Origin of the sequence: Streptomyces niphimycinicus, from assembly GCF_018883605.1 — a bacterium.
Taxonomy (GTDB): Bacteria; Actinomycetota; Actinomycetes; order Streptomycetales; family Streptomycetaceae; genus Streptomyces; species Streptomyces niphimycinicus.
The window spans coordinates 1-11,547 of record NZ_JAHLEM010000071.1 but is presented as its reverse complement, the minus strand read 5'-3'; the positions used below and the strand labels follow the sequence as shown (position 1 = coordinate 11,547).

Sequence of the window (11,547 nt, the reverse complement as noted above, 5' to 3'; positions counted from 1 at the left end):
GGGGGCCAACGTGCCCGGTTCACCGGACGACGCCCGGCGCGGCGGCGCGTCGTCCGGGGCGTGCTCGTCGGGAGCCACCTCGGCCCAGGCACCTTCCGGGGTCGCGGTGCCCTGTGCGGGCACGGATGGGCCAGGCGATGCCGTCGGGGCAGCGGGGGTGCGCTGGTAGGGGATGTCCGGGGGCGTCGCGAGGGCCGTGGCCGCCAGGCCGGGTTCGGCGGTGAGGCGGGCGCGGGCCTGGCGTTCGGTGGCTTCGGCAGCGCGGTGGTCGCGGGCGGCGGCGGTGCGCAGGTCGAGCGCGGGGACCACCGCGTCGGCCGCGCGGGCTCGTTCCAGCAGCTCGCGCAGCCGGTCGTGGTCGGGCCGCTGCCGTTCGAGGTCGTCCGCCCGGCGGCGGGCCTCGGTGTGGCGGCGCTGTAGCTCGGCCCGTTCGCGTGTCGCGTCGGCGGCCCGCTGGGCGGCGTCGTGGGCCGACTCGGCGGCGCGTACGGCGGAGAGCGCGATGTCCCGCCGTTCGCGCGCGCCGGTGCGGGCGACGGCGGCCCACTCCAGGACGGCGTCGGCGAGCCCCGGTTCACCGGGGGTCGGCTCGGGCAGCGGATGCCCGTCGAGATCCGTGGTGCGGCCCGCCGCCTGCGCCATCCGGTGGGCGAGCGCGAGCAGCCGCTCGTCCCCGGTCGCGACCCGCTTCTCCGCCGCCCGCCGCCGCTCCGCCAGCCGTTCCTCGACGGCGGCGAAGCGGCCGGTGTCGAACAGTTTGCCCAGCAGCTTGCCGCGCGCCATTTCGTCCGCGCGCAGAAAGCGGGCGAAGTCGCCCTGCGGCAACAGCACCACCTGGCAGAACTGCTCCCGGCTCATGCCGAGCAACTGCCCCATCTCCTCGCCGATCTCCTGGTGGGAGCGGCTGAGTGCCTTCCACTGCCCCGGCCCGGAGGCCGAGCCTGATGCCGAGCCGGATGCCGAAGCGGGCGCCGCCGGGGCGTACTCGCGCAGCAGGGTCTGCGCCTTCTCCCGCGTCATCCCCGTGCCCCGCTTCTTGGGGCGCGGCTGCTCGGGGCGACGGGTGATCTCCAGGCGCCGCTCGCCGACGGTGAATTCGAGAACGACCTCGGTCGGGGTCAGCGGTTGGGCGTGGTCGCTGCGCAGCGAGAGCCCGTTGCCCTGGCGGGCGCCGGGCACCTGGCCGTACAGCGCGTAGCAGACCGCGTCCAGGACGGACGTCTTACCGGCGCCGGTCGGCCCGTGCAGCAGGAAGAGCCCGGCGGCGGACAGCTCATCGAAGTCGATCTTCTGGGTGGCGCCGAACGGGCCGAAGGCCGTGACGGCGAGCCGGTGCAGCCTCATCGCGCCGCCTCCCCCACAGCCGCCCCCGCCGCCGTCCCCACAGCCGCCCCCGCCGCCGTCCCCACGGCCGCCGCCGTGGCGCCGTCCGCCTCACCGGCCACAACGCCCTCGTCCGCCTCACCGGCCACAACGCCCTCGTGCGCCTCGCTCCGTACGGCCTCCAGCGCGTCGCCGAGCAGCGCGCGCTCCGCCTCGTCCGGGCCGCGCCCGCCCCGCACATGGGCCACGAAGTCCTCGGCGATCTGCCGGTCCGAGCGGCCGCGCAGCCGCTGTGCGTACGAGGCGAGCGGATCCTCGGGGGGCCGCTCGGGGTCGAAGACCAGCGTGAGTACATGGGGGAAGCGCCGCGCCAGCCGGGCCATCGGCTCATGCGGCCGCACCGCGTCGGTCAGCGTGGCCTCGACCCACGCCTCCTCGTGGCGGTCGAGGTCCGGGTCGGCCAGCAACTCCTCGATCGGGCCGCGGATGCGGGCCAGCGGGCGCGGCACCGGGCAGTCCACCCGTTCGCACGACGGCGCCTCGCCCGCCGCCCCCAGCTCCACCACCCACAGGGACTTGCGGTGGGCTGCCTCGGAGAAGGAGTACGCCAGCGGGGAGCCCGAGTAGCGGATGCGCTCGGTGATGGTCTGGCAGCCGTGCAGATGGCCGAGGGCTGCGTAGTCGACGCCGTCGAAGACATCGGCGGGTACGGAGGCGACTCCGCCGACCGTGATGTCCCGCTCGCTGTCGCTGACCGCGCCACCGGTGACGAAGGCGTGCGCGAGGACGACGGAGCGGGTGCCGGACGGCCGGGTGGCGAGGTCGGCGCGCACCCGGTCCATGGCAGCGCCCAGCACCGCCGTATGACCGGCCGCGGAGGCACCCAACTCCTCGCGCACCAGGCCGGGTTCGAGATACGGCAGACCGTAGAAGGCCACCTCGCCATGGTCATCGGAGAGGACGACGGGGGTGGCGCATCCGGCGGGGTCGGTGCGCAGATGGATCCCGGCCCGGTCGATCAGCCCGGCGCCGACGCCGAGGCGGCGGGCCGAGTCATGGTTGCCGGAGATCATGACCGTGGGCACGCCGAGGTCCGCCAGCCGGTGCAGGGCGTCGTCGAACAGCTCGACGGCGGCGAGCGGCGGCACGGCCCGGTCGTAGACATCACCCGAGACGACCACCGCGTCGATATGCCGCTCGCGCACGGCGGTGACGAGGTGGTCGATGAACTCCCGCTGCGCGGCAAGGAGGCTGACCCGGTGAAAGGACCGTCCGAGGTGCCAGTCGGAGGTGTGCAGCAGTCTCACAAGCGGTCTCCGACCTGCACTTCTGTCCTTCCTCCCACCCCAATGGCCAGCATCACACCCGCGGCGTACGCACGGCGCGGGCACCGACCACGTTAGCCGCGGTCGGTGCCCGGTCTCTCACGGACCTCGTATTTTCCGCTCGTGTCCCGGCCGTGTCCCGGCCGTGTCCCGGCCGGTGACCCGGCCCCTGCTAGCCGTGGTAGCCCCTCCACCGCGCCTCCTCGGAGTCCTGGAGTCCCTCGAAGGGGCGAGTGTCCAGGTAGTACCACTCCGCGGACGGGCCCGGCCGGGAAGGTGCGTAGAACACGTCGTACAGCGCACCGGACGACGATCGCTCGTACGACCGCTCGTGGGGCTGTGGCGGCGGCCACGACAGGGACACGGGCCGCCGCCGGAGTCCGGACCGGGACTCGGGCGAGGGCGCGGGGGCGGGCCTGGACTCCGGCCGCGATTCGGGCGAGGACTCCGGCCGCGGCTTCTGCTTCGGCTTCTGCTTCGGCTTCTTTTTCGCCGCCGGGAGGTCGGGCAGCAGCAGTTCCACGCGTACGGTCTGCGACGCCCGCTTCTGCTCCACGAACTCCTCGATCTGGCTGCGGCACGCATGGCCCAGATGGGTCACCCCCATCAGGTCCAGCCGGATCCGCGGAGTCCCGGCCGACCCCACGGCCTCCAGTGCGTCGATGACCTTGGGCAGCCGCAGGAAGGTGGCGTTGCCGGTCATGACCAACTCGGCGGTGTCGCCCTCCACTCGGTGCTCGACGGAGGTCCGCGACATCCGCAGCGCCGCCAGGACGATCCCAGCCGCGAGCCCAGCACCCCCTCCAGCAGCGCGGTGGCGACGACCAGGCCCGTGGTGATGGTCATCACGACGAACTCGCCTCCGCCACGTTCAATCAGACCGATGCCCGGCTGGAACATCTGCTGGCCTCCCAGCGCGCCTTCGCCGCCGAGGCGTCCCACCAGCTCAAGACGCCGCCGGCGGCGCTGCGACTGCGGCCGGACAACCTGGAGGCGGAGATGACCGGACACGCCCGGGACAGCCTCAACGCCGCGATGACCGAGACCGACCGGCTGGCCCGGATGATCGAGGGGCTGCTGGCGATGGCGCGGATGGAGGAGAGCGCCGTCACCCCCGAACCGGTCGGCCTGGACCAGGTGTGCGCCGAGCGCCTGCACACCTGGACCCCGTTCTTCGAACGGCACAGGGCCCATCTCGCCCTGCTCGGCGACCCGGTCGGCCATGCGCTCGCGGTGCCCGGAGCCATGGAGCAGATCCTGGACAATCTGCTCTCCAACGCACTGCGTGCCACGCCCCTGGGCTCCACCGTCACCACCGTGCTGCGCTGTACGGCCCCCGACCGCCGCCGTCTCCCCGCGCGGCCTGCCTGGATCCAACTGCATGTCATCGACGAGGGGCCCGGCATGACCGCCGATCAGCGCCGCCGCGCCTTCGACCGCTTCTGGCGCGCGCCGGACGCCCCGAAGGGCGGCACCGGCCTGGGGCTGTCGCTGGTGCAGCGGCTCGCCCATGCGAGCGGAGGGGAGGCCGCCTTGGCCCGAGCACCCGGCGGCGGCCTCGACGCCGTGATCCGGCTGCGGCCCGCGCCTCGCGCGTCCCACGGCCGCCCAGCCCAGGGCCGCCCGTCCAGAATCGGCCTGCCCCGGAGAGTGCGGAGCGACCGGAGTACACCGGAGGCAGCTCCGCCGTCCGCCCGCTCACCGGTCCAGGGCCCAGGCCACCAACCGGTCCAGGGATCAGGCGGTGCGGGGACCAGGCGGCCAAGCGGCCCTCAGGTGTCCTGGTACGCCTCGCCGCCCAGCTCCAGTGCGGCGGTGCCTGCGGTGGCATCCGCCAGCCAGCCGCGGAAGGCGTCCACATCGGCCTCGGGCAGGCCCAGTTCGATGGTCACGGCCTCGGCGTAGCGCACCTCCCGGACCGCCCGCCCCGTGGCCCGCAGGTCGTTCTCCAGCTTTCCGGCCCGCTGGTGGTCGACGGTGACGGTCACCAGCCGGAACCGCTGCCGGGTGACGGTGCCCAGCGCGTCGAGCGCCTCGCCGACCGCGCCGCCGTATGCCCGGATCAGACCGCCCGCGCCGAGCTTCACGCCCCCGTAGTAGCGGGTGACGACGGCCACCGCGTACCGGATCTCGCGGCGCAGCAGCATCTGGAGCATCGGCACCCCGGCCGTACCGCCCGGCTCCCCGTCGTCGCTCGCCTTCTGCACCCCGCCGTCCGCGCCGATGACGTAGGCGAAGCAGTTGTGGGTGGCGGTGGGGTGCTCCTTCCTGATGCGCTGGATGACGTCCTGCGCCTCCTGCTCGGTCGCGGCGGGCGCGAGCGTGCAGAGGAAGCGCGATCTGTTGATCTCGATCTCGTGCACGCCCTCGCGCGCGACCGTCCGGTACCGCTCCTGCATCGGGCCAGCTTATGTCCCGGCCCGGGTGCGCTGGTCATCCGTATGTCCCGCCCGGCCCCGCTGCCCCGCTGCCCCGCTGCCCCGCTGTCCCGCTGTTTCGCGGGGAGGGCGGCGCACCGCGGGAGGGGGCGGCGTATCCGGGTCAGCGGCCCAGGGCCTTGGCCAGCTCATCCTTGGTCATGTTCGAGCGGCCCTCGATGCCGCGCTGCTTCGCCTCGTTGTAGAGCTGGTCGCGCGTCGGGCCCTTCGGGCCCGTCCGGCTGCCGGAGCGCTGGCCGCCACGCTGCGGCGCGGACTTCGGGTCCTTTGTCGAGGTCTTGCCGGCGGACTTGGACTCGCCCGCGCGGGCGCGCTCCTTGTTCACCGTACGGGCGGCCATTTCCTTCGCCCGGCCGGTGGAGGCGCCGCGCTGCTCGGCGCTTTCCTTGATGTGCTCGTACTGCCGCTCACGCTTACGGCTGGATCCTGCGGGCATGGTCTTTCCCTCTCCTTCCGCCCCCTTCCGCCCCCTCGGTCGGTCGCGGTCGGCGGTTCATGACTGCCGAGCGCATGAGTCGGGTTCCCCTCGCTCCCGCCCCTATAACCAGCATGCGCCTCCTGGGCGTCGGCCGGATGCCGTGCGGGGTGCGCAGATGGGGATTGGTCTTTCGGCAGTGTCCGCCGGTCCACGGTTTCCCTAAGGTCACCTCTGCGAGTCGGCTGACCACGCAGGTGGGGGACATGACGACACACAGAATCGGAATCATCGGCCGCCGCCCGGGGGCCTTCTTGAGCCGACCGAGACGCTTGCGCGCAGTAGGTCAGATGACCACGCAGTGGCTCAACGAACTGGTACAGGGAAGGGGAGGCAGTCGAACAGGTCGGCTGCGCGGTCTTCGGGGACGCGTGCGGCGAGGTAGCCGTCCGGGCGGATGAGGATGAGCTCGCCTCGGCGCGGCGCGAATATCCGCTGAAATTCGCCGTCACCGTCGATGATCCCGTGGTCGGTGTTGATCCGGTGCACGTGCAGGACGGTCGGTATGGTTCGGTTGATGAGGGCCGGGTCGTCGTTGTCGAAGGCGATCAGGGTCCACTGCGGGCCACGGGTGAGATCGAACAAGGCGCCGGTGAAACCGGGGCCGTGCAGGCCGGTGGCGTTCGGCGCCCGGTCTCCGGCAACCGGTCCCTCGGCGAGGTCACCGGAGCATCTGCCGTAGTGGATGCCGAGCCCGGTCGTCACGGCGTCATCGGCGAGCTCGCCGAGGGCGGCGCCCAGTGTGTCCGGGTCGCCGCCAATCCGGGGGGTCGTCCGGTCCAATTTCTCTGTGCTCAATGCGAGCACGGTCCGCGCGACGGGTGCCCGCTCGGCGGAGTAGGTGTCCAGCAGGTCGGGGGATGCGCCGCCGACGACCGCGCCCAGCTTCCAACCGAGGTTGTATGCGTCCTGAATGCCGGTGTTCATGCCCTGCCCGCCAGCGGGCGTGTGCACATGCGCGGCGTCACCCGCGAACAGCACCCGCCCACTGCGGTAGTCGGTCAGCATACGGATGTTGACGCGGTAGACCGAGAGCCAGCTCGCGCTCGTAAGCGTGATCCCGGCGTTTCGCTCGTCGAGCAGTCGCTGGTAGAGCTCACGTGTCGGGCTGTCCGGTTCCACGCCTGCCGGGACGGGAGCCTGCAACTGCCACAGGTCGCTGTGCGGCAGCGGCGTGAGGACGAGCATCCCGTCGTCGGAAGTCCAGAGGTGCATGTGGTCGCGGTCGAGGCCGTCGACGGTGACATCGCCTATGTACCAGCGCTCCCACTCGCGGGTCTCACCCTCCAGCGGGAGACCGAGGAGCCTGCGGACCGTGCTCTTACCGCCGTCGGTTCCCACGACATAGCGAGCCCGGACCGCGCGGTCGCCGTCCGGCGCGCGCAGGCTCGCCGTGACCCCGTCCTCGTCCTGCACGAGACCGACCGCCTCCACCCGGTGCTCCACCGAACCGCCCAGTTGGTGCAGTCGCTCGCGCAGTGCGTGCTCGACGTCGAACTGGCCGATCCAGAGCGGGTCGGGGTAGGGGGTGCGGAAGGAGTCCCTGGCGCGGACCGTGATCGACGGCCGGTCGACGACGCCGCCGGACGAGTCGTGGAACCGCAGCGGCAGATCGGCGACGCCATGGCGCACGACGTGCTCGACGGCGCCGAGGTCATCGAGCACCTCCAGGGAGCGGGGCTGGATCGTCTTGGCCTTGGACGCGCGGTTGGCGGTCGCGTCCCGCTCGATGATCTGGCAGGTGACACCTCGCCGGGCGAGATCGCAAGCCAGCGTCAGACCCACCGGTCCGGCTCCGACGATGAGGACGTCGGTCTGGAACACGTCGTGCTCGTTCATGTCGAGTCTCCCTGAACAGCCGATGCAGGGCATCGGGCGGCACATTACTTTAGATGCGGTTCCGCATCTTCCGAGATGTGAGCCTATGCGGGACTGTTAGGATGCGCAAGTGCATCCTAAAGAGAATCGGTCAGCGCAACGCCGTCGTGGCACGGAGTTGGAGGAGGCGCTGCTCACCGCGGCGTGGGCGGTGCTGCGTGAACACGGCTACGCCGGATTCACCCTCGAAGCCGTGGCCAGCCGGGCAGCCACCAGTCGACCGGTCATCGCCCGCCGGTGGGCGACCCGGAACGACCTGCTGCACGCCACCATCACGCACGCCAGCGCGACCCGACCCACCCCGATGCCGGACACCGGAAGCCTGCGCGGCGACCTCATCGCCCTGCTGCACGAGATCAACAGCTCCCGCCTGGACTTCGCGACCGTGCTGGGCGTGCAGCTCGGCGGCTACTACCAGGAGACCGGCGAGAGCCTGTCCGACCTGCGCGACGTCTTGCTCAGGGGGCAGGACCCGGTGCTGGACCAGATCCTCGCGGCGGCCGTCGAGCGCGGCGAAGTCGACCCCGGCCGACTGACTCCGCGCATCCGATCCCTGCCGATGGACCTACTGCGCCACCACGTCTTCATGACCTTCCAGGCGATGCCGGACGACGGCATCGAAGACATCGTCGACACAATCTTCCTGCCCCTCGTTCGACCCGTTCGGCCTGAGCGGAAAACCTGAGTCCGGGTCGGCGCAAGCCGCCCCGCAGCGAAACATGATCACGTATGTACGGCAGATGTCCTGCCGAGACGACAGTGAGCGCCCGTGTCCGTCCGTCTCGTTCGTCATCACGCTGCTGGCGGTTCATCAGATAGCGCGAACTTGCGCTTGTCACTCTGTGGGGTCGGATGGTGCTCCCATACGCTCTGTCGCGTCGCCCCAAAGGGGGCGGCATCCGTCGCGCGCTGCCCGCGCCCCGACCGCTCCGGCGGTCCATGCGCTGGTGCGGATCGTGTTCTGGCAGTTCACATGTGGAGGGGACATTGAACATCTAGGCTGGCGCGGTGACTGATGAGCAGGAGCGGGTGCGGCCGTCGGGAGTGTGGGCCACGGCGGTGGGGGTGGCCAGGGTGCGGGCGCTGGAGACCGAGCGGGAGAACGCGCTGTTCCGCGACCCACTGGCACAGGCATTCGCCACCGCCGGCGGCCTGTGGCCCTCCTCGCCGCCGCTGCCCGATGACGAAGCAGCGCGACGGCGCCGACTGGCCGTGTCGTACTCCATCGTCATCAGGACGAAGTTCCTCGACGACCTGTTGCGGCAGGCCACCGCGTCCGGAGTCCGGCAGGTCGTACTGCTCGGCGCCGGCATGGACAGCCGGGCCTTCCGAATCGACTGGCCCGAGGGCACCCGGCTGTTCGAGGTCGACACTGCCGCGCCACTGGACTTCAAGGCTTCGGTACTGCGCCAGGAGCGGGCCGTCGCACGCTGCGAGCGGATCACCGTCGCGGTGGATCTGCGTGAGGACTGGCCAGGCGCACTCGCCGCCGCAGGGCACGACCCGACCGTACCGACCGCGTGGATCGCCGAAGGACTACTGATCTATCTGCCCGACGACGCGGTGGAGCTACTGCTGGCCCGGATCAGCACGCAGTCGGCGGCAGGCAGTCGGATGGGGCTGACATTGGGCTCGCGCGGCGTGATCGAGCGCTTCGGCGCGGACGCCGCGCCGGGATCGGCGGCGTCCATGTGGGTCTCGGAGATGCCCGACGACCCGGTGGGCTGGCTGGCCGGGCACGGCTGGGAGGCCGACAGCCACACCCTGCGCGAGCGCGCCGCCGCCTACGGCCGTCCGATCAGCACCCCGCCTCGGCGCGAGGAGGGGCCCGGCGGACTGATCTCGGCGGTCCGCCGGTAGAGCGCCTCCCGGTTCCGTTTCGGTTGACCGGTTCCTGATGTGGCCGGTCACGTACAGGTGGACGCGATCGGACGCCGGCCAGGTCGGTACCGGGCACAGCCGATCAACTGTCTGCGTCAGGCGTCCTGGCCGACGAGTTGTGCCACGCGCTCCATGCAGCGCATCCGGGCAGGAGAGAAGTCGTAGGGCATCTTGGTGATCGCCTCCAAGGCGCCCATCCGCGTGTCCTCCTCCCCTGTCAGGTCGGCGTCGTAGGTCTCGAAGAGCTCGTCATCGGCCGTGTCCAGCCCGGCTGCCGTGCTGGCCTGCAAGAGGGCCATGTGGTGGGTGTATCGCTGTACGGCGATCTCCTCGACGCGCGGGTCATCGGGGTCGACGCCGTCGTCGAGGGCGGCCTCGGCCTCGTCGAGACGGTCGTCCTCGGCCCGTAGGTCGGGATGGGTGGCCAGCACGATGTACACGCCGGCCTGTACTGCGGAACCGAGCGGACCGAAGATCCGTTCCGTGACCAGCAGGGCCTCCAGGTCGGAGGCGCGCAATGCGCCAGGGGGCAGGTGGCTGAGCCGGTCCGTCACCAGCTCGGAGAGCAGGCCCTGCGGGCTGCCCACAGCCCGCAGGCGCGCGACGGCCGCGCGCTGACGTTTGATTTCGGCCTCCTGGGCAGCCAGGGATTCCTCCAGCCGGCCCAGGGTCTCCTCCATGTCCCCGGATTCGTCGAAGGCAGCTCGCATGTCGTCCAGACCGATACCGACCTCCGCCATTCTGCGGATCCACAACAGGCGGATCATGTCGTCGTAGCCGTAGCGGCGGCGGCCGTCTCCACCGCGCTCGGGTTCCGGCAGCAGACCGATCTGGTGGTAGTGGCGGATGGCGCGTGGGGTGGTCCCGGCGAAGGCGGCAGCAGCGCCGATCTTGACCTGGCGGGGCGGTGTGATGGAGGGGTACATCGCAGACGGAGCCTTTCGTGCTGTGGTGCCTCGACAACACCACATGCCGCTACGGCAGGTGCAACAACACACCATCCGGGTTCCACCGACCGCGAGGCCCTGGCCACCGCCGGAACCGATCACTGTGACGAGGCATCCCGCATCCCACGATCGCGACCGGTCGGAAGCGGTTGTGGGCGACAGTGCGTCCCTGGAACACGCCGTCGTTCCGCGTGCTCGAAAAGCTTGGGTTCGAGCGTGACCACCTCTCGACAGATGACCGTGGCGGACTGGTGTGGCTCACGCGCTCGCTACCTGTTCAGTTTGTGTTCGACCCAGGCAGTGGCGAAGTCGATGACTTCCGCGGCCTCGAACAGATAGCTTTCGGCAGCGCCGACCCTGCCCTGCCGGCCGATTCCCGCGGCGAGCATGTCCCGGGCGATCGCTTCGAACGGCTCTTGCCCTTCGGGCACCACTGCCGAGTAGTCGAAGGCCCCGTCCTCCGAGTCGATGTCGTGGAAGCGGCGCCAGACCCGCTGACCTTGCACGAGGATGGGCTGTTCGTAATCCACGAACCGCTTGCCGCGGGCCTTGGCGAGCGCCTCAGCGTGGTGCAGCAGCGTCATGGTGTCCAAAGGAGCGCCGATCAGAGGGACCCGCCCGCTGTGGGCGACCAACCGCGCAAGGGGGCTGTCCGGGCCATGGGGGTCGTCCCAGGGGTGGTCAGCCATCAGCTCGGATGCCGCCGCTCCCAAGGCCGCGAAACTGGCGTCCGGATGACGGCTGCGAACGGCTCCGGGCCAGCGGCGCAGTGCTTCGGGGAGGCGGCCGTTGTTGTGGTCTGCCTCGCTGAGGCCGGGGTCGTAAGCAGGATGTTCCGTACGCAGGGCGGACTGCCAACCCTGTGGCCAGGTGACGAAGTCATAGGGGGGCGCGTCATTCCAGCCGCAGGTCACCATGAGGGTTCCCTGCGTTCCGACCACGTCGTGGAGGGCGCCGATGATGGTCCGCGGTCCTCCGGCAACGTAGCCGATGGCGGACATGCGGGTGTGGAACATGACGATGTCGCCGTCTGCGAGGCCGAGCGCGGTCAGATCACGGCTGATCCGGCTCCGGACCACGGGACCCCCGGAACGCTTGAGTAAGTCCATTTCGTCCATGATCGCGAACCTATCCCTGAGCCACGTATCCTGAGCAACTGAATTGATGCCATTTGGTCAGCGGTTCTCGATGTCGTCAGGGGCTGGCGCGCAGACCAATGTGCTGCCTGTTGAGCTGAAAACAGGTCCTCTCTCCCGCCCGCAGGAGGCAAGCATGTATGG

Annotated in this window: 11 protein-coding genes and 2 pseudogenes; 4 read left to right on the top strand and 9 right to left on the bottom strand. The window is 70.9% G+C overall.

The features are described 5' to 3' along the window. The 4 genes from KN815_RS08925 to KN815_RS52095 form a co-directional block, all read right to left on the bottom strand. The coding region (locus KN815_RS08925) for an AAA family ATPase (RefSeq protein WP_253208846.1) at nt 1–1,344 on the bottom strand (1,344 nt) is incomplete at its 3' end. Then, on the bottom strand, nt 1,341–2,630 hold the full coding sequence (locus KN815_RS08920; RefSeq protein ID WP_253208845.1) for an exonuclease SbcCD subunit D: 1,290 nt from the start codon (nt 2,628–2,630) through the stop codon (nt 1,341–1,343). The genes KN815_RS08920 and KN815_RS08925, both read right to left, overlap by 4 nt. A 190-nt stretch (nt 2,631–2,820) precedes the next feature. Beyond that, nucleotides 2,821–3,405, bottom strand: a complete 585-nt coding sequence (locus KN815_RS08915) for a hypothetical protein (protein ID WP_216341212.1) — start codon at nt 3,403–3,405, stop codon at nt 2,821–2,823. Next, entirely contained in the window at nt 3,348–3,659 is a 312-nt protein-coding gene (locus tag KN815_RS52095) for a hypothetical protein (RefSeq protein WP_216341211.1), read from the bottom strand. The genes KN815_RS08915 and KN815_RS52095 overlap by 58 nt, the downstream gene beginning before the upstream one ends. Between KN815_RS52095 and KN815_RS08905 the strand changes: the two are divergent. Further along, nucleotides 3,540–4,220: pseudogene (locus tag KN815_RS08905) on the top strand (sensor histidine kinase); the annotation flags it as partial. The gene KN815_RS52095 and the pseudogene KN815_RS08905 overlap by 120 nt on opposite strands. 200 nt (nt 4,221–4,420) lie before the next feature. Here KN815_RS08905 and KN815_RS08900 read toward each other — a convergent pair. The 3 genes from KN815_RS08900 to KN815_RS08890 form a co-directional block, all read right to left on the bottom strand. Further along, entirely contained in the window at nt 4,421–5,047 is a 627-nt protein-coding gene (locus KN815_RS08900; RefSeq protein WP_216341210.1) for a YigZ family protein, read from the bottom strand. A 142-nt stretch (nt 5,048–5,189) separates the two neighbouring features. Then, the gene (locus KN815_RS08895) at nt 5,190–5,522 is read right to left on the bottom strand and encodes a plasmid stabilization protein (protein ID WP_216341209.1); all 333 of its coding nucleotides are present in this window, start codon (nt 5,520–5,522) and stop codon (nt 5,190–5,192) included. A 345-nt stretch (nt 5,523–5,867) separates the two neighbouring features. Continuing rightward, nucleotides 5,868–7,400, bottom strand: coding sequence for an FAD-dependent oxidoreductase (locus KN815_RS08890; RefSeq protein WP_253208844.1), 1,533 nt, complete (start codon nt 7,398–7,400; stop codon nt 5,868–5,870). Between the two features lie 157 nt (nt 7,401–7,557). Here KN815_RS08890 and KN815_RS08885 point away from each other — a divergent pair, with 157 nt between their 5' ends. After that, complete coding sequence (locus tag KN815_RS08885; RefSeq protein WP_253208843.1) at nt 7,558–8,124, top strand: TetR-like C-terminal domain-containing protein; 567 nt, start codon at nt 7,558–7,560, stop codon at nt 8,122–8,124. A gap of 323 nt (nt 8,125–8,447) precedes the next feature. Continuing rightward, nucleotides 8,448–9,299, top strand: coding sequence for a class I SAM-dependent methyltransferase (locus tag KN815_RS08880; protein ID WP_301184558.1), 852 nt, complete (start codon nt 8,448–8,450; stop codon nt 9,297–9,299). 116 nt (nt 9,300–9,415) lie between these two features. Here the strand turns inward: KN815_RS08880 and KN815_RS08875 are convergent, their stop codons facing one another. Further along, nucleotides 9,416–10,246, bottom strand: coding sequence for a MerR family transcriptional regulator (locus KN815_RS08875; protein WP_216341207.1), 831 nt, complete (start codon nt 10,244–10,246; stop codon nt 9,416–9,418). A gap of 149 nt (nt 10,247–10,395) precedes the next feature. On the opposite strand from KN815_RS08875, the pseudogene KN815_RS52090 reads away from it, so the two are divergent. Further along, a pseudogene (locus KN815_RS52090) lies at nt 10,396–10,542 on the top strand (GNAT family N-acetyltransferase); the annotation flags it as partial. Here the strand turns inward: KN815_RS52090 and aac(3) are convergent. After that, the gene (gene aac(3), locus KN815_RS08870) at nt 10,537–11,385 is read right to left on the bottom strand and encodes an aminoglycoside 3-N-acetyltransferase (RefSeq protein ID WP_216341206.1); all 849 of its coding nucleotides are present in this window, start codon (nt 11,383–11,385) and stop codon (nt 10,537–10,539) included. The pseudogene KN815_RS52090 and the gene aac(3) sit on opposite strands and share 6 nt — an antisense overlap. Nucleotides 11,386–11,547: the final 162 nt, after the last annotated feature.